The organism is Lysinibacillus sp. GW823-FHT02G10, assembly GCF_058797135.1.
In genome coordinates this window covers 85,864-105,452 of record NZ_JBXAJI010000005.1, presented here as the reverse complement: position 1 = coordinate 105,452, position 19,589 = coordinate 85,864, and the positions used below count along the sequence as shown (strand labels likewise).

At 39.1% G+C, this 19,589-nt stretch carries 15 protein-coding genes; 14 read left to right on the top strand and 1 reads right to left on the bottom strand.

Translation table 11 applies throughout. The annotated features are described in order from the left end of the window. The first annotated feature begins 128 nt into the window (after positions 1-128). From AC1RFD_RS16105 to pyrG, 13 genes are all read left to right on the top strand, one after another. Positions 129-1,097 carry an ABC transporter substrate-binding protein gene (locus AC1RFD_RS16105; RefSeq protein WP_066036949.1) on the top strand — a complete coding sequence of 323 codons (969 nt, stop codon included), beginning with the start codon at positions 129-131 and terminating at the stop codon, positions 1,095-1,097. Next, a complete protein-coding gene (locus AC1RFD_RS16100; RefSeq protein WP_066036948.1) occupies positions 1,094-2,095 on the top strand; it encodes a FecCD family ABC transporter permease in 1,002 nt (333 codons plus the stop codon). The genes AC1RFD_RS16105 and AC1RFD_RS16100 overlap by 4 nt, the downstream gene beginning before the upstream one ends. Further along, positions 2,092-3,552 (top strand): adenosylcobinamide amidohydrolase, encoded by a 1,461-nt coding sequence (locus AC1RFD_RS16095; RefSeq protein WP_492475073.1) that lies wholly within the window; start codon positions 2,092-2,094, stop codon positions 3,550-3,552. Before AC1RFD_RS16100 ends, AC1RFD_RS16095 begins: the two co-directional genes overlap by 4 nt. Before the next feature lie 12 nt (positions 3,553-3,564). Next, positions 3,565-4,128 (top strand): cob(I)yrinic acid a,c-diamide adenosyltransferase, encoded by a 564-nt coding sequence (locus AC1RFD_RS16090; protein ID WP_004231536.1) that lies wholly within the window; start codon positions 3,565-3,567, stop codon positions 4,126-4,128. Between the two features lie 360 nt (positions 4,129-4,488). Next, on the top strand, positions 4,489-6,720 hold the full coding sequence (locus AC1RFD_RS16085) for a heterodisulfide reductase-related iron-sulfur binding cluster (RefSeq protein ID WP_066036946.1): 2,232 nt from the start codon (positions 4,489-4,491) through the stop codon (positions 6,718-6,720). 196 nt (positions 6,721-6,916) lie between these two features. After that, positions 6,917-8,122 carry an acetyl-CoA C-acetyltransferase gene (locus AC1RFD_RS16080; RefSeq protein WP_492475072.1) on the top strand — a complete coding sequence of 402 codons (1,206 nt, stop codon included), beginning with the start codon at positions 6,917-6,919 and terminating at the stop codon, positions 8,120-8,122. After that, positions 8,122-8,973: a 3-hydroxybutyryl-CoA dehydrogenase gene (locus AC1RFD_RS16075; RefSeq protein WP_004269435.1), complete on the top strand. Its 852-nt coding sequence runs from the start codon at positions 8,122-8,124 to the stop codon at positions 8,971-8,973. Before AC1RFD_RS16080 ends, AC1RFD_RS16075 begins: the two co-directional genes overlap by 1 nt. Positions 8,974-9,032: 59 nt before the next feature. Beyond that, the gene (locus AC1RFD_RS16070) at positions 9,033-10,169 is read left to right on the top strand and encodes an acyl-CoA dehydrogenase (protein ID WP_115674204.1); all 1,137 of its coding nucleotides are present in this window, start codon (positions 9,033-9,035) and stop codon (positions 10,167-10,169) included. A 166-nt stretch (positions 10,170-10,335) separates the two neighbouring features. Next, positions 10,336-11,472: an acyl-CoA dehydrogenase gene (locus AC1RFD_RS16065; RefSeq protein WP_016993589.1), complete on the top strand. Its 1,137-nt coding sequence runs from the start codon at positions 10,336-10,338 to the stop codon at positions 11,470-11,472. Positions 11,473-11,475: 3 nt separating this feature from the next. Further along, entirely contained in the window at positions 11,476-12,108 is a 633-nt protein-coding gene (locus AC1RFD_RS16060; protein ID WP_048393737.1) for a TetR/AcrR family transcriptional regulator, read from the top strand. A gap of 90 nt (positions 12,109-12,198) precedes the next feature. Next, the gene (icmF, locus tag AC1RFD_RS16055; RefSeq protein WP_315059470.1) at positions 12,199-15,447 is read left to right on the top strand and encodes a fused isobutyryl-CoA mutase/GTPase IcmF; all 3,249 of its coding nucleotides are present in this window, start codon (positions 12,199-12,201) and stop codon (positions 15,445-15,447) included. Between the two features lie 449 nt (positions 15,448-15,896). Beyond that, positions 15,897-16,439 carry a DNA-directed RNA polymerase subunit delta gene (gene rpoE, locus AC1RFD_RS16050; RefSeq protein ID WP_103117419.1) on the top strand — a complete coding sequence of 181 codons (543 nt, stop codon included), beginning with the start codon at positions 15,897-15,899 and terminating at the stop codon, positions 16,437-16,439. Positions 16,440-16,883: 444 nt separating this feature from the next. After that, entirely contained in the window at positions 16,884-18,476 is a 1,593-nt protein-coding gene (gene pyrG / locus AC1RFD_RS16045; protein WP_048393729.1) for a CTP synthase, read from the top strand. Positions 18,477-18,527: 51 nt separating this feature from the next. Here the strand turns inward: pyrG and AC1RFD_RS16040 are convergent, their stop codons facing one another. Next, positions 18,528-19,058, bottom strand: a complete 531-nt coding sequence (locus AC1RFD_RS16040; protein WP_054548562.1) for a DUF2529 family protein — start codon at positions 19,056-19,058, stop codon at positions 18,528-18,530. 153 nt (positions 19,059-19,211) lie between these two features. Here AC1RFD_RS16040 and AC1RFD_RS16035 point away from each other — a divergent pair, with 153 nt between their 5' ends. Beyond that, positions 19,212-19,571 carry a response regulator gene (locus AC1RFD_RS16035; RefSeq protein WP_004269444.1) on the top strand — a complete coding sequence of 120 codons (360 nt, stop codon included), beginning with the start codon at positions 19,212-19,214 and terminating at the stop codon, positions 19,569-19,571. Positions 19,572-19,589: the final 18 nt, after the last annotated feature.

Below are 19,589 nucleotides of genomic sequence, written 5' to 3'. Positions count from 1 at the left end.
GATAGGGTGGTGGATTTTGTATCAGTTTTTTTGGTGCGATTTTGCCCCCTCATCGATCAAAGATGAGGGGTTTTATTTTGATGTAGAATAAAGCGAAATGTCGCACGGATCAACGAAGGAGGATTCACATGAAGAAATTTTGGAAAATAGGATTATCAGCATTTTTAGCAGTAGGCTTGCTAGCTGCTTGTGGGCAGGAAGCAAAAGATAACAAGCCATCTAACGAGCAGCAAACACAGCAAGAAACAGCACAGGTGGATGAAGCAACATTCCCAATGACGATAACAGATGCCCTTGGTAAGGACATTACACTTGAAGCACCTCCTGAGAAAATTGTTTCACTTATTCCAAGTAATACTGAAATCCTTTTTGGACTAGGTTTAAATGATGAAATAGTTGGTGTTACGGACAACGACGATTATCCGCCAGAGGCAGCTGAGAAGGATAAGGTTGGCGGTATGGAATACGATATTGAAAAAATTATTGCCTTAAAACCAGATATCGTTTTTTCACACGAATCTAGCATGTCTCTTTCAGAAGAGGCTATTGCACAGCTTGAATCAGCAGGTTTGAAAGTATTTGTTGTAAAAAATGCACAAGACTTTAATGAAACATATACAACAATTGAGCAACTTGGACGTGCTACAGGGAAATTACCAGAGGCAGAAAAAATTGTCGCTAATATGAAGGCAAAAGTAGAAGAAGTTTTGTCTAAAGTCAAGGATGTTGAACCCAAAAAAGTGTTAGTTGAAGCATCAGATGAGCCAGATATTTATACAGCTGGCAATGGTACATTTATGAACGCGATGCTTGAAATGATCAATGCAGAGAATGTAGCTGTAGATGGCGATAATTGGTATAAAATTGATGCAGAACAAATTATCGCAAAAAATCCAGATGTCATCGTGGTGACATATCATTATGTACCAGATATTTTAACGAAAATACCAAAACGTGCGGGCTTTGATACGATTAATGCCGTAAAAAATAATGCGATTGTGCAGGTAGATGAAAGTACGACAAGTCGTCAAGGGCCACGTTTAGCTGAAGGTCTAGAAGAATTAGCAAAAGCAATCTATCCTGAGGTATTTAAGTGAAAAAAATAGCACTAGCCTATACATTAACATGTACGCTTCTTCTTATTAGCATCTGGTGTGGCGTAGCGATAGGCTCGGTTCATATTCCATTAGAAGTATTGTGGAATAAGGCGGTTGATGAAACAGCCGCCAATATCTTTTGGAAAATTCGTTTGCCTCGCGTGTTATTAGCGGGACTAGTAGGCGCATCTCTAGCTATTGCTGGAGCAGCTTTCCAAGGTTTATTAAAAAATCCATTAGCAGATCCATATACACTAGGGGTTTCATCAGGGGCTTCTGTTGGTGCTGTTTTAACGATCTTTTTTAGTATTTCTATACCTGTTGTCGGTTTGTATGCGCTGCCAATCTTCAGTATGATTGGTGCTATCATTACGATGGTAGTTGTTATGAGCTTTGCTAGACTCGTAGACCGCTCATTAAAAATGGAAACGTTGATATTAACAGGTGTTATTTTTAGTTCTTTTTTAGGTTCCCTTATTTCATTAATGATTGCCTTATCTGGTGAAGAATTACGTCAGGTAATAGGCTGGCTACTTGGTTCTGTTTCGATGCGTGGTTGGCCATATGTCCAAATGATCATTCCTTTTGTGATTGTTGGTTCAATTATGCTATGGACACAAAGACGAGAATTAAATGTCTTGTTGTATGGTGAAGAGCGAGCAAAACATTTAGGTGTTAATGTAAAGCGCAGTAAATATTTGATATTAGCAGGTGGCTCCATGTTAACTGGAGCGGCTGTAGCGGTTTCTGGCACAATTGGCTTTGTAGGATTAGTGGTGCCGCATATGACAAGGATGATTTGGGGTTCTGATCATCGCCACTTATTACCATTATCTTTTTTCAATGGTGCAACATTACTCATTATTTGCGACTTAGTAGCACGAACAATCATTGTGCCAAGAGAGCTACCAATTGGTGTTATTACGGCATTTATTGGAGCACCTGTTTTCTCCTATATTTTTTATAAGCAGCGAAGAAGCAAGGGGGTACGGGCATGATTGTTGTTGAACATCTATCAGGTGGCTATGAAGATGTACCAATCGTCAGGGACATTAGTTTTACTGTTGAAAAAGGAAAAATTCTTGGCATTCTAGGGCCGAATGGTAGCGGGAAATCCACATTATTAAAAGTAATGAGTGGTATTTTACCAGCTACTGCTGGAACCGTCTCGATTGATGGACAAAATATTCTTTCTTATAATGCTCGTGCTTTGGCGAAAAAAATGGCTGTATTACCACAGCTTCATGCAAATGCTTTCTCGAACAGTGTGAGAGAGGCAGTTTCACTGGGGCGCTACCCGCATCAAACAGGCTTTTTCTCGAGTTGGTCTGCACAAGATGAGAAGGCAGTTCAACATGCAATGCTTCAAACAGGTGTAAAGCGATATGAGCATACACCGATGGAATTTTTATCTGGCGGTGAACAACAAAGAGTTTTTGTTGCACAGGCATTAGCTCAAACAGCTGAAATCTTACTGCTGGATGAACCAACGAATCATCTTGATATTGCACACCAACGTCAAATTTTAGATATGGTTCGGAAGGAAGCCATGGAGTGTGGTTTAACAGTCGTTATGGTACTACACGATATGAATTTAGCCTCTCTTTATTGTGATGAATTATTGCTGATGGAAAGCGGACAAATGAGAGCACTTGGTGCACCACATGAAGTATTAATTGCCTCCCAAATTGAAGAAGTTTATCAAGCACGGGTGACTACATATGCTCACCCTGAAATACCAAAACCCCAAATTACAATAATGCCCGCAGCTACAGACTATCAGCAGCGAGCTGTCATCAAAAAAGAGCACTTTACGATAACTGAACAATATATCCAACTTCAATCAGAGCTTCCTCTGAAGACCGTATCTTCTGCAGTTCATAACCCAGGTATTGGCTGGCATAATTGCTTATTAAATCGCTCAGTTCCTGGTGATTATGTCATTAGCGATGTGAAAAGAGAAGTTAAAGAATTTTTGAAAAGGGAAAATTTTTCATCTACAAATACTGTTGTTATGCTTACAGCAGTATCAACAGCTCTAGTGGCCATCAATGAATTTTCAGCACCTTTTGGCAGTATAATCGTAGCTGTAACAGCTGGCGTAGGCAATGCAGTTGATGTATCTCGAGTACACGAAAGACAAGATGATCCATATATTGGTACTATTAATACATGGGTTATCGTTAATGGTTGTTTATCGGAAGAGGCATTTTTTCAGGCATTGATGACAGCAACTGAGGCAAAAACAAAGGCGTTGCAATCAGAAAATATTCGTGATGAGCGGAGTGGAACAATTGCAACAGGTACTGCTACAGATAGTCTGTTAATTGCTGCAACTCAAAAAGGAGAAGAAATGCTGTATGGTGGCCCAATTACGGAAGTTGGTAAAATGATTGCAAAGGGTGTCTATGAAACAACAGTTCAGGCGATTAGGAATTATAAAAACCAGTTTTAGGAGATGAGAGAAATGAAGCTTTACACGAAAACAGGCGATACGGGGAAAACAAGTCTTATTGGAGGACGGGTTGATAAAGATAGTTTACGTGTGGAAACATATGGGGCAATTGATGAATTAAATTCCTTTATTGGGAAGGCCGTAAGTGAATTAGATCAAGCGCTTTTCAAGGATATTTTAACAGACCTAGAGACAATTCAGCATGAGTTGTTCGATGCTGGTGGAGACCTTGCTAATGTGATGAAAGAACGTCATTATAAATTAACAGAGCAACCGATTGAAGTACTTGAAGCTCGTATAGATGCTTTATCAGACGAAGCGCCACCTTTACAACGTTTTATTTTACCAGGAGGTGCACCAGCAGCGGCAACTTTACACATTGCACGCACGGTTGCACGCCGAGCAGAGCGTGAAATGGTGACACTTATGAAAGAAGTTGAAGATGTACCAAAGGTTGTACAAAAATATTTAAATCGCTTATCGGATTATTTATTTGCAGCTGCACGTGTTGTAAATGCTCGCTTAAACGTAGCAGATGTTGAATATATTCGCAGTGGGAATGTTTTTAAAAAATAAAGTTTGATTTAAAAAATGTTTTTGTACAAAAAATGAATTTCCAGATGTTAAGCTACGGGGCGGTATAGGTTTGTATGCAATTTAGCAGATGTTCAAAAGTCTACTGAATATGCGACATCCCCCTAAGTATAATAGTTAAGGAAAGTAAAAATTGCTACTTTGAAAAAATTCAGGGTGGCTTTTTTTCTTGTAAAATGTAAGAATATAAAATTATCAGAAATATTTCCGTTTTATGTTGACTGAATGCTCACTCATTTATTAGAATAGGAATATAATGATAAAGTGAAGTACATTTCTGTTTGAACTAGCAAATTCGTCACAAAGAGAGAAAATTACGACAAACTAAAGGGGGGACCAACCATGAGTCCATTATTAATTGCTAACATTGTCTTAACAGTCGTGGTTGTGCTTTATGCAGTAGGATTGTTCTTCTACCTGTTGAAAACACGCTATAAGTATGTGCAATTGGGGAAAAAGGTTGAGTTTGATGAAAGTGTTAAAGAACGACTTCGTTATATTATGGTCAATGTATTTGGTCAAAATAAGCTATTAAAGGATCCAAAGAGTGGTTTAATACATGTTATGTTTTTCTATGGATTTTTGATGGTACAGTTAGGGGCCATTGATTTAATTTGGAAAGGACTAGCACCAGAGTCACATCTGCCACTAGGCATTTTCTATGGTGTCTTTACATTCTTCCAAGAACTGGTGGTTTTAATGATTTTAGTCGCGGTAGTGTGGGCATTTTACCGCCGCTATGTTGAAAAGCTAGTGCGTCTAAAACGAGGATGGAAAAACGGCCTTGTATTAATTTTCATTGGTGGGTTAATGGTATCTACATTAATCGCTAATGGTATGGGATTAATTTGGCATGGTGAGGGATTAACTTATACGGAGCCAGTTGCTTCAAGTATTGCTGCTATTTTTGGCTTCCTACCTACATCAGTTGCCGCTGGTGTGTTTTATGTAATGTGGTGGGCACACCTTTTAATTCTATTAACATTCCTGGTATACGTACCGCAGTCTAAACATTTCCACTTAATTGTCAGTCCACTTAATGTTTACATGAATCGTTTAGATCGTACGGGTACATTAACACCAATTGATTTTGAGGCCTTGGAAGAGGCTGGAGAAAATGCTGAAAGCGAAGAGGATATGCCTTCTATTGGGGTAGGACGCATACAGGACTTCACACAAAAGCAAATGCTTGATCTATATTCTTGTGTAGAATGCGGACGTTGTACAAACATGTGTCCAGCAACAGGAACAGGAAAAATGCTGTCTCCTATGGATTTAATCGTAAAATTGCGTGACCATTTAACATTTACCGGCGCAGTCGTAACAAAACAAAAACCATGGGTGCCTTATCAATTCTTTGCCAATACAAAGGGTAACCAGCTTGCAATTGCAGCTGGTGCTGAAGGTGCTGTAATTGAGGATATCTACAGCCCATCTTTAATTGGCGATGTCATTACAGAAGAGGAAATTTGGGCTTGTACGACATGTCGTAACTGTGAGGATCAATGCCCTGTAATGAATGAGCATGTTGATAAAATTATTGATCTACGTCGTTATCTAACAATGACTGAAGGGAAAGTAAATCCTGATGCTCAACGTGCAATGACGAATATCGAACGACAAGGTAATCCTTGGGGCCTAAACCGCAAGGAAAAAGAAAATTGGCGTGATCTAGATCCAACAATCCAAATTCCAACTGTAAAAGAGCTGAAAAAATCTGGCGAGGAAATGGAGTATTTATTCTGGGTTGGTTCGATGGGAGCTTTCGACAACCGCTCTCAAAAAATCGCTTTAGCATTCTGTCGTCTATTAAACGAGGCTGGTGTGAAGTTTGCAATCTTAGGTAATAAAGAGAAAAACTCTGGGGATACACCTCGTCGTTTAGGGAATGAATTCTTATTCCAAGAGCTAGCTACAGCAAATATTGATGAGTTTGAGAAAAATGACGTGAAGAAAATTGTAACAATCGATCCTCATGCCTACAATATCTTTAAAAATGAATATCAAGACTTTGGCTGGAAAGGTGAAGTGTATCATCACACTGAGTTATTAAATCAGTTGATTGAGGAAAATCGTCTAGCGCTAAACTATGAGGTTCATGAAACGATTGTTTTCCATGATTCCTGTTATTTAGGCCGCTACAATGATGTGTACGATGCCCCACGTGAGATCCTTCGAGGAATCCCTGGCGTGAAGCTTGTTGAAATGGAACGTAACCGCGAAACAGCGATGTGCTGTGGAGCTGGTGGTGGATTAATGTGGATGGAAGAGCATGTAGGAAATCGCATTAACGTAGCGCGAACAGAACAGGCTCTTGCAACAAATGCATCAGTTATTTCATCAGGCTGTCCTTACTGCCTAACAATGCTAGAGGATGGTACAAAGGCTAAAGAGGTTGAAGACTCTATTGGAACATTTGATGTTGCAGAATTACTAGAACGTTCTGTGTTCGGTGAAAAAGTAAAGGCAGTTAATCCTTCTTCCGAAGAAACAGAAGAAACATACGAAGAAGTGGTAGCGTCTATAGAAAATGTTCAACAAGACGAGAATACGGAAGCGAACGCAGAAAAATGATTGCTATTGCAGAAATATTTTAGTTATCTGAAAAATATAAATTGCACAATAAAAAATTGTTTTGTAGAATAAGATTAAATGGGAATGGGAGTTGAGATAGTAAACTCCCATTTTTCCTCGATAGAAGTCGAGCGAGCGTTCAGTCAATAATGCTTTGCAGCTTCATCGAGAACGTAAAACAAAAGGGGTGTTTTACTTGAATAGAGCTGTAATTTTAGCAGGAGCAAGAACTGCGTTTGGTAAATTTGGAGGTTCATTATCAGCATTACATGCAAGTGATTTAGGTGCGATTGCCATTAAAGGGGCATTAGAGAAGGCAAAGCTTGCACCTGAGCAAGTGGATGAGGTAATTTTAGGTTCTGTTTTACAAGGGGGACAGGGGCAAATTCCTTCTCGACAGGCTGCGCTGAAGGCCAATTTACCAACAGCAGTAAAAACAGAAACAATCAATAAAGTTTGTGCTTCAGGGATGCGTGCGGTGTCATTAGCAGATCAATTGATTCGTTTAGGGGACGAAGAAGTGATTATTGCGGGTGGCATGGAATCTATGTCCAATGCACCATATTATCTTCTGAATGGTCGAAATGGTTTGCGTATGGGAGATTCTACAATGGTAGATGGCATGCTATATGACGGCTTAACATGTGCTTTCGATAAAGCAAGACCACATATGGGTAGCTATGGTAATGCAACAGCTAAAGAGTTCTCGCTAAGCCGAGAAGAACAGGACACTTGGTCAGTACGCAGTCATGAACGCGCGTTAGCCGCAATTGAAAAAGGTTACTTTGCTGAAGAAATCGTACCAGTGGAGATTCCTCAACGAAAAGGTGCACCACTTATTGTAGATACAGATGAGGCACCAAGAGCAGGGACGTCTTTGGAAGTACTGGCGAAGCTAAAACCAGCCTTTGACAAGCATGGCACGATTACAGCAGGTAATGCACCTGGGGTTAACGACGGTGCATGTGCACTTGTCGTTATGAGTGAAGAACGTGCAAAACGTGAAGGTAGAGAACCATTGGCAATAATCATTGGTCACGAAGAACTTGCGCTTGAGCCAGAAAACTTCCCGCAAACACCAGGTCGTGTTATTAATAAATTACTGAAAAAGACTAACAAATCATTAGCAGATATTGATTTAATTGAAATCAATGAAGCCTTTGCAGCGGTAGCTTTAGTCAGCAAGCAGTTGGCAGATTTAGATGCAGAAAAAGTGAATGTTAATGGCGGTGCAGTTGCTTTAGGTCATCCGATTGGGGCATCTGGTGCACGTATAATATTAACACTTGCACAGGAATTGAAGCGTCGTGGCGGTGGCATTGGCATTGCCGCAATTTGTTCAGGCGGCGGCCAAGGTGATGCAATTATGATTGAAGTACCAAAAACAGGGGGACTGAACTAATGGGAATTCAAAAGGTAATGGTCATTGGTGCAGGGCAAATGGGCTCTGGTATTGCCCAAGTTTGTGCACAAGCAGGCTTTGATGTGAAATTGAACGATATCAAACAAGAATTTTTCGAGCGTGGATTAGGGGTTATTACGAAAAATTTATCACGTGATGTAGAAAAGGGTCGCAAAACTGAAGATGAGAAGGCTGCTGTTCTAAGTCGAATTAGTATGTCGCTAGATTTACAAGATGCTAGTGATGTAGATATTATCATTGAAGCAGCTGTGGAAAATATGGAAATTAAGCAATCCATCTTTAAGCAACTTGATGGCATTGCGCCAGCACATGCTATTTTAGCTACGAATACATCTTCACTGCCTATTACAGAAATTGCAGCAGTAACAAAGCGTCCAGAGCAAGTAATTGGTATGCATTTTATGAACCCTGTACCAGTTATGAAACTTGTTGAAATCATTCGAGGCTTAGCAACAACAGATGAAGTGTACAAAGCTGTCGAAGAGATGACGGTTAAATTATCGAAAACACCAGTAGAAGTGAATGATTTCCCAGGATTTATTTCAAATCGAATCCTACTACCGATGATTAATGAAGCGATTTACGCACTTTACGAAGGTGTGGCAACAAAAGAAGCAATTGATGATGTGATGAAGCTTGGTATGAATCATCCGATGGGGCCATTAACATTGGCAGACTTTATTGGTTTAGATACTTGTCTTTACATCATGGAAATTTTACATGAGGGTCTTGGAGACAGTAAATATCGCCCTTGCCCACTGCTACGTAAATACGTTGCAGCTGGCTGGTTAGGTAAGAAATCAGGAAGAGGCTTTTACGTTTACGAATAATCCTATGGGGATGGGGTTATTTAGATGTTTCGGGACAACTTAGAGGGGTGACATTATAGATGCATTTGCAATTTACAGATGAGCAAATTATGATGCGCGATATGGTTCGTCAATTTGCTCAGGAAAAAATTCAACCATGGGTGGAGCGAATGGAAGCGGGAGAATTTCCACGTGAGCTTCTACAGCAAATGGGTGAACTTGGCTTAATGGGGATTACGACTCCAGAAGACTTAGGTGGCTCTGGTATGGATTTTACATCTTATATTATTGCGATTAATGAACTATCAAAAGTAAGCGCTGTAATGGGTGTTATTTTATCCGTCCATACTTCAGTTGGAACGAATCCAATTATTTACTTTGGGAATGACGAACAAAAGAAACGTTATGTACCAAAGCTTGCAACAGGCGAATATTTAGGCGCATTTTGTTTAACAGAACCAAGTGCAGGCTCAGACGCTGGTTCTTTACAGTCAAAGGCAGTGCGTGATGGCAATGAATATGTGATTAACGGCTCCAAAGTATTTATTACAAATGGTGGAGAAGCTGATGTGTATATTGTATTCGCATCTACTAACCCAGCTGAAAAAACAAAGGGTATCTCAGCATTTATTGTTGAAAAGGGAACACCTGGTTTAATCATCGGAAAAGATGAGCATAAGATGGGCTTACACGGCTCACGTACAGTTCAGCTGACATTCGATAATTGTCGCATTCCAGCCGACAACCTACTTGGGGAAGAGGGAGAAGGCTTTAAAATTGCGATGGCCAATTTAGATGTTGGACGAATCGGCATTGCGGCACAGGCGTTAGGAATTGCTGAGGCGGCACTAGAGGCGTCTACTGCTTATGCTAAAGAACGCATTCAATTTGGTAAGCCGATTGCCGCACAACAAGGTGTTGGCTTTAAGCTTGCGGATATGGCAACGGCTGTTGAATCTGCAAAACTGTTAGTCTATCGTGCAGCCGATTTACGTGCAAAAGGTTTACCATGTGGAGCAGAAGCTTCAATGGCTAAACTTTTCTCATCACGAACAGCGGTACAAACGGCAATAGAGGCTGTTCAAATATTTGGCGGCTACGGCTATACGGAAGATTATCCAGTAGAGCGCTATTTCCGCGATGCAAAGGTGACAGAAATCTATGAAGGTACAAGTGAAATTCAACGACTAGTCATTAGTAAACATTTACTGAAATAAAGCCTGATATTGCGAATGGTACAAAGTGATGGAAACCGTTCAAAAGTGAGGGGAAAACGTTTATTAAGGGTGTGAACTGCTCTGAAATAAGGCAAACCCGCTCAATCCAACCTAACAATAATCAGGTAACACAAAACAGAGTCTAACTAAAAAGGGGAAATGGACAATGAACTTTCAGTTAACAGAAGAGCATGAACAATTACGTGAAATGATTCGTGATTTTGCTATAAATGAAGTGGCGCCAACAGCTGCTGAACGTGACGAAAATGAAGAATTTGACCGTGCGATTTTCGACAAAATGGCGGAGCTTGGGCTTACTGGTATTCCATGGCCTGAGGAATATGGTGGTGCAGGATTTGATTACCTTGCATATGTCATAGCTGTTGAGGAACTTTCACGTGTTTGTGCTTCGACTGGTGTAACTTTATCTGCACATACTTCACTGGCAGGTTGGCCACTTTACAAGTTCGGTACAGAAGAACAAAAACAAAAATACCTTCGTCCAATGGCTGAAGGCAAACATATTGGTGCATATGGTTTAACAGAACCTGGCTCTGGCTCTGATGCGGGTGGCATGAAAACTTATGCAAAACGTGATGGCGATGATTATATTTTAAATGGCTCAAAAATCTTTATTACGAACGGTGGAGTAGCAGATACATATATTGTATTTGCAGTAACAGACCCAGAAGCAAAACATGGCACATCCGCATTTATCGTGGAAGCTGGATTTGAAGGTTTCTCTGTAGGGAAGAAAGAAAAGAAATTAGGAATTCGTTCATCTCCAACAACAGAGATTATTTTTGATAACTGTCGTGTTCCAAAGGAAAATCTATTAGGGGCTGAAGGGGAAGGCTTTAAGATTGCCATGACGACACTAGATGGTGGACGTAATGGTATTGCGGCTCAAGCAGTAGGAATTGCACAAGGAGCACTCGATGCAGCAGTTGACTATGCCAAAGAACGTGTGCAATTTGGTAAACCGATCACTGCAAATCAAGGCATTTCCTTTAAATTAGCCGATATGGCAACTCAAATTGAGGCTTCTCGACTTCTTACATACCAAGCGGCATGGTTAGAATCTAATAACCTACCATATGGTAAGGCATCTGCAATGGCGAAATTAATGGCTGGCGATACAGCAATGAGTGTAACGACAGAGGCGGTTCAAGTATTTGGTGGCTATGGTTATACAAAAGATTACCCTGTAGAGCGCTTTATGCGTGATGCTAAAATTACACAAATTTACGAAGGTACGCAGGAGATTCAACGTCTTGTTATCTCGCGTATGCTAACGAAATAATTGATGACTGATAAAGATAAAAGGCCCCAAGTACAGTCAACCGTAAAAGATGAAAATCTAATCGCCATTCGTCGTGAACAAATGATTCAAGGAGCTATTAAGCTATTTAAAGAAAAAGGCTTTCACCGTGCCACGACGAGAGAAATTGCAAAAGCTGCTGGCTTTAGTATCGGTACTTTGTATGAATACATCCGAACGAAGGAAGATGTTCTATACCTTGTTTGTGACAGTATTTATCACCATGCAATGGAGCGTCTTTCAAGTTATGAGATTAAAGCAGGAACTATTGATGAGTTAAAAGAAATGATTCGGGAATACTTCCTGCAAATCGATAGTATGGTTGATGAGCTAACAATCATGTATCAAGAAACAAAATCATTGTCAAAAGAAGCACAACGCTATGTTTTTAGTAAAGAGTTTGAAATGGTTGCCACATTTGAACGCTTGTTACAGCGATGTGTCCAGTCTGGCGAACTAACTATGACAGAAAAGCAAATCCATTTAGCAGCCAATAACTTAGTTGTTTCAGGACAAAGCTGGGCGTTTCGCAAATGGGCTTTACATCGTCAGCATTCAATAGACGAATTCATTGACATGCAAATCACCTTGTTCATTTCAGGCATAAAGGGGTTTTAATATTTGTAAGGGGTTTGTCGGCAATTGCATATAGCGATATTGCAATGCCGGCTTTTTTTATTCAATAAGGGGAGAAAGTGGGGATTTCATATGACAAAGGTAGAAGTATATCGTCCAAAAAATCACGTACGTTTTGTGACAGCATCGAGTCTTTTTGATGGACATGATGCTTCAGTCAATATTATGCGACGCATTTTACAATCGAGCGGTGTAGAAGTAATCCATTTAGGTCATAATCGTTCTGTTGAAGAAGTCGTGAATGCTGCGATACAAGAAGATGCACAAGGGATTGCGGTTTCTTCTTATCAAGGCGGACATATGGAATACTTTAAATATATGTATGATTTACTGCGTGAAAAAGGAGCACCACATATTAAAATTTATGGCGGTGGTGGAGGAGTTATTTTACCTCGTGAAATTAAAGAGCTTCATACGTATGGCATTGCAGGGATATTCTCACCAGAGGATGGCCGTGTTTTAGGGCTACAGGGAATGATTAATGAACAAATTAAAGGTACAGATTTTCCTACTGCAACAGGTAATTATTTAGAGAAATTAAAGTCTTTAACGACAGAGACGCCTGAAATTTTAGCCAATCTAATAACAGCAGCTGAGTCAAATGACGATGAAGCTACGAAAGAAATGCTAGCAGAGGCAAGAAAGCTTTCAAAAGGTACGCCAGTAATGGGGATTACGGGAACAGGTGGTGCAGGGAAATCATCCTTAACGGATGAACTGATTCGCCGCTTCCTAAAAGAATTCCCAGATAAACGTGTAGCCATTCTATCAGTCGATCCAACAAAGCAAAAAACGGGTGGAGCATTGCTTGGGGATCGTATTCGCATGAACGCTATTTTTAATAACCGTGTTTATATGCGTAGTTTAGCAACACGTGGCTCACGTACAGAATTATCTGCATCAATTGGTGATGTGCTAGATGTAGTACGTGTAGCAGGTTATGACTTAATCATCGTAGAAACAAGTGGAATCGGTCAAGGTGATGCCGAAATTACTAAATACACGGATCTATCTATGTATGTCATGACAAGCGAATTCGGTGCACCTACACAACTTGAGAAAATTGATATGATTGACTTTGCAGATGTTATTGCGATCAATAAATTTGAGCGAAAAGGCTCAGAGGACGCCCTTCGACAAGTACAAAAACAATATCAACGTTCCCGCGAGCTTTGGGATGAATCACTTGATAACATGCCAGTCTACGGTACAATAGCTAGCCAATTTAATGATAAAGGCACAAATGCGTTATTCGCCGCCCTCGTTAAAATAATTAACGAAAAAACAGGTTTTAATTGGGAAACAAGCTATGAGCAATTTGCGAAAACGCAAAAGCAAGATGTTATCATTCCAAACGATCGCCGTTATTATTTACGTGAGATTACGGACACTGTCCGTGGCTATCATAAAAAAACTGAGCAGCAGGTGGCATTTGCTCGTCGACTATTCCAATTAGAAGGTGCTATTGCAGCTGTCCAAGAAAAAGCTCCAGATGATGTGCTTGTGGCATCGCTTACTTCTTTAGCAGAAGGTGTTAGAGATGAATTAACAGCAGAATCCAAGCGTATATTGGATAATTGGCAGGCATTAAAAGAAGCGTATGCTGGCGATGAGTTTGTGACTAAAGTTCGCGATAAAGAAATTCGTACCATCTTAAAAACAACTAGTCTTTCTGGCACGAAAATTCCAAAAGTAGCATTACCGAAGTTTGAAGACTATGGGGAAATCTTGCGTTGGGTTTATAAAGAAAATGTTCCTGGCGAATTCCCATATACGGCGGGTGTATTCCAATTCAAACGTGAGGGTGAAGATCCGAAGCGTCAATTTGCTGGCGAGGGAACACCAGAACGTACAAATAAACGATTCCATTATTTATCAAAAGATGATGATGCAAAACGTTTATCTACAGCTTTTGATTCTGTAACCTTGTATGGGGAAGACCCAGATTACCGTCCAGATATTTACGGTAAGGTTGGAGAATCAGGTGTATCGATCTGTACACTAGAAGATATGAAAAAACTTTACGCAGGCTTTGATTTATGTGCACCGTCTACATCTGTATCAATGACTATTAATGGACCAGCACCTATTATTTTAGCAATGTTTATGAATACAGCAATCGATCAACAAGTTCAATTACGTGAGCAAAAGCTAGGACGAACTTTGACAGTTGAAGAGTTTACCGAGACACGTGAAAAAACATTGCAAGTCGTACGTGGAACAGTACAAGCTGATATTTTAAAAGAAGATCAGGGCCAGAATACATGCATTTTCTCAACAGAGTTTGCTTTGCGTATGATGGGCGATATTCAGCAATACTTTATAGACCATAAAGTACGTAACTATTATTCTGTTTCCATTTCTGGTTATCATATTGCGGAAGCTGGAGCAAACCCAATTTCCCAATTAGCCTTCACCTTAGCTAATGGCTTTACGTATGTAGAGTATTATTTAAGTCGTGGCATGAATATCAATGACTTTGCACCAAATTTATCATTCTTCTTCTCAAATGGACTAGATCCAGAGTATACAGTAATCGGCCGTGTGGCACGACGTATTTGGGCTATTGTAATGCGTGATAAATACGGTGCTAATGAGCGCGCTCAAAAGCTAAAGTATCACATTCAAACGTCTGGGCGTAGTTTACACGCACAAGAGATTGATTTTAATGATATTCGTACAACATTACAGGCTTTAATGGCATTACAAGATAACTGTAATTCATTGCATACAAACGCCTACGATGAGGCCATTACTACACCTACGGAGGAATCTGTAAGACGTGCTATGGCAATTCAAATGATTATTACAAAAGAGCATGGTTTAGCAAAAAATGAAAACCCACTACAAGGCGCGTTTATTGTTGAAGAATTAACAGATCTTGTGGAAGAAGCGGTTCTTGAAGAGTTTGATCGTATTAATGATCGTGGCGGTGTGTTAGGTGCTATGGAAACACAATACCAACGTGGTAAAATTCAAGAAGAATCTATGTACTACGAAATGTTAAAACATTCAGGGGAGTTACCAATCATTGGTGTTAATACTTACTTGAACCCAAATCCACCTTCAGATGCTGATATAGATAATATGGAAATCGCACGTGCATCGACAGAAGAAAAAGAGACACAAATTCGTAATTTACAAGCTTTTTGGAAAGCCCATGAAGAGGAAAGTGAAGCTGCGATTGCACGTCTACAAGAAGTGGCTGTCAATAATGGTAATATTTTTGCTGAGCTGATGGAGTCAGTAAAAGTAGCAAGTTTAGGACAAATTACAAAAGCTTTATATGAAGTTGGCGGACAATATCGTCGTAATATGTAAGCAAGGTTGATCAAAACTTCTTGTTTTCTATTCAAGTATCATGCTTCTCTAATTTCTAGTGTCTAGTCTTAAGATTAGGCACTTCTTTTTATTTTCGTTATAATAGAAATGTAAAAAAAGGGGAGGCGCAGTAGAGGATGAAATCAGCTATTCACTACATAATTATATTAGCTTTAGTATTGGGAGCCTTTTTCCTGTATAATAAGCAAATTGGCGCTATTCCTTTACTACTATTATCTGTCTATTTGTTTTATCTTGGAATAAAAAAAATGCGTAATATAAAAAACAGTAATTGAAGCTAGCAAAGGGGCTAAAACTTTGTATATAATGGGTATTATGCTTATTGTATGGAAAGAACCTTTTGCGTGGCCTTTTTTGCTGCGCTTGGAGAATAAAGCACCATGTAATTTTAAAACGTCCATTGTGATGAGGGAAAGGAAGTGCACGAATTGAATTTTCGTGAAATGACAAAGGAACAATTAACAGAAGAATCGTTAATTAACTTAGCTTATGCAATTTTAAATGAAAAACGTGCCTCAGTGTCTTTTAATGATTTATTAAAATTAATTCAAGAGCTTGTGGGCTATAGTGATGCAGAAATGAAATCCCGTCTGTTACAATTTTATACAGATATCAATATTGATGGTCGCTTCTTATATAATCAAGAAGCAGGCTGGGGCTTACGTGAATGGTTTAAAGTTGAGCAAATCGAAGAAGAAACAGCTCCTTCTGTTAAGACTCAAAAGAAAAAATCTAAAGCTGCCTTTGATGATGAAGATCTTGATGAAGATGTAGACTTAGATGAAGAAGATATCGACTTTGATGAAGACTTTGAAGAGTTCATTGATGAAGAAGAACTTGATGAAGAAGATGATGAAAAAGAAGATATCGACTTTGACGATGAAGAACTAGAAGAAATTGATGAAGAAATCGATGAAGAGTTTATTGATGAAGAGGAAGAAGAATTTGAGGAAGAAGAGGAAGAGATCTAATACAGTACACTTAGAATTTTCTTTCTTTTAAGCTAGAAGCAAAAAATCTTGACTTCTATCACGGTTACGTTTAATCTTTTACTTGGGCTCCTTAAAAGAAGGAGAAAGACCGTGTATATAATACGCTCCCCCTGCAAACCTATGCAGGAGGAGCGTTTTTTTGTTTTTAACTTTAATCATTTTAGTTCTCCCATACTTTTAATACCGATATGAATATAAATGTTTTTAATTATTCATGATGTATAGTAAACGGTGACTGAAAAGTTATTAGAGTTTTATGGTTTAAAGGAAAGTGGAAAAGAGATAGAACCGATTACAGCTTCGAATCGACTACATTTTGTAGACATTCTCGGCTTTTCTTTTTTTAGGGTATTAGAATGTAAATGGTTCTGATCCCCCCTAAACGCACTAATATTTTAGAACATCATAAGGAGGAATTTATTCATGACGAAGTATATTTTTGTAACAGGTGGGGTTGTATCATCACTTGGAAAAGGGATTGTTGCAGCATCTTTAGGCCGTTTATTAAAAAATCGTGGGTTAGAAGTGACGATTCAAAAATTTGACCCATATATCAATATTGACCCAGGTACGATGAGTCCTTATCAACATGGTGAGGTTTTTGTAACAGATGATGGTGCTGAGGCTGATTTAGACTTAGGACACTATGAACGTTTTATTGATATTAACCTAGGGAAACATTCTACAGTAACTTCAGGTCGTGTTTACCAATCTGTATTACAGAAAGAACGTCGTGGAGATTATAATGGTGGAACAGTCCAAGTAATTCCTCATATTACAAACGAAATCAAAGATCGTATCCAACGTGCTGGTCGTGAAACAAATGCAGATGTTGTGATCACAGAGGTTGGTGGAACAGTAGGTGATATTGAATCATTGCCATTCCTAGAAGCCATTCGCCAAATGAAAACAAATTTAGGGCATAACAATGTAATGTATATTCACTGTACACTTATTCCTTATATTAAAGCAGCTGGTGAACTTAAAACAAAACCTACACAGCATTCTGTTAAAGAATTACGCTCTTTAGGTATTCAGCCAAATATTATCGTAGTTCGAACTGAACAAGAAGTACCACAAGAGATGAAAGAGAAATTAGCATTATTCTGTGATGTTCAACCACATGAAATTATTGAATCTCGTGATGCTGAGCATTTATATGAAGTACCATTAAACCTACATGCGCAAGATATAGATGATATCGTTTTGGATCATTTTGGTATGGAAGCTCCAGAAGCAGATATGGAAGAATGGCGTGACCTTGTAGAAAAAGTGAAGAACTTACCAAATAAAAGAAAGGTAGCATTAGTAGGGAAATACGTAGAACTACAAGATGCTTACATTTCTGTAGTTGAGGCATTAAAGCATGCTGGATATGCATTTAATTCTGATATTGAAATTGACTGGATTAATGCAGAACACGTTGATGCTAACAATGTGGCCTCGCTATTAAAAGGTGCTGACGCTATTTTAGTACCAGGCGGCTTTGGTGATCGTGGTGTTGAAGGTAAAATCTTAGCAACACAATATGCACGTGAAAATAATGTTCCTTTCCTAGGCATTTGTTTAGGTATGCAATTAGCAACAGTAGAATTTGCACGTAATGTACTTGGCCTAAAAGGTGCTCATTCTACAGAGCTTGATGCAAATACGGAGTATCCAATTATCGACTTCCTACCAGATCAAAATGATACTGTAGATATCGGTGGTACTTTACGTTTAGGTTTATACCCATGTAAATTAAAGGATGGTTCAAAAGCTAGCCAAGCCTATGGTAAAGAGCTTGTTTATGAGCGTCATCGTCACCGCTATGAATTTAACAATGAATATCGTGAGGCAATGGAAGCAGCTGGCCTTGTCTTCTCAGGTACAAGTCCTGATGGCAAATTGGTTGAAATTATTGAGCTACCAGAAAACAACTTCTTTGTAGCATGTCAATTCCACCCAGAGCTAGTGTCACGTCCAAATCGTCCACAACCATTGTTCCGCGATTTTATCGGCTCAACATTTAAATAATCAAAAAGAGTTGTCTCGTTAAATACGAGACAACTCTTTTTAATTTGCTGACTACAATTCTTCTTCATCCAACCCAAGCATTTCATCATAAGCAATTTTGACAGCTTCATATACAAAGAGTCCTGCAAGCGCATGTGGTACAACAATACGTTGACCTAGATCATTTGGTATTAAACCGCCTTTAATGCGTGTAGAAACATACGTATAGGCTAAATCAGCAAGAGGGTTATCTACACTAGCTGCTTCACTAGCTATAGCAGCAAAGGGAATAAATTGCGTATTTAATTTTTGTGCTAAGACGAGTGCTTCTTCATCATATGCACTACGAGTAAAAATGCAAACCCGATCAGCTTCTGTTAAGCTTGTGTCTGTAGTCCAAGGTGCTAACTTGCTAAAGGGTTCGACTGCTTGAAGTGCATTTAATGCCACAACCTGCATTTCTCCAAAGCAAGCAAAATAGACATTTCCTTCGCCGATTGCGGCTTGTGCTAATAACCTTGCTGTTTCCTCGATAGCATCTTCTTCATTTTGTATAATTCTTTGTAATAATCCACTTAATTGTGTTGTTAGAATTTTTGACATGTTCCCACCTCTATTCATATTATAGGGGGTAAAAGGTAGAAAGCAAAAGCAGATAATTTATAATACTAGAAGGTATTAAGCTGAAAAAGGAGAATTATACATAATAAAGAAAGTTTTTGTGTAAGAATAAAACTAAAAAGGGCGGAATGCGATGTGAAACGATTACTAATTGTCGATGATCAGCAGGGAATTCGTTTACTTTTAAATGAAGTGCTGAAAAAGGAAGGATATATTACATATTTAGCAGCAAATGGTTCAGAGGCATTAAAGTATGCAGACGAACAAGAGATGGATTGTGTTTTACTGGACATGAAAATTCCAGGAATGGATGGTATTGAAATTTTGAGACGTTTAAAAAAGAAGTTTCCGAAGCTGCCTGTTTTTATGATGACAGCATACGGAGAATTGGATGTTGTGCAAGAAGCGTTAGAATTAGGAGCCATTCGTTACTTTACAAAACCGTTTGATATTTTCGAAGTGCGTGATGAAGTAAATAAAGCTTTACAAGTTTAAAAAGCAGGCAGTGGACAC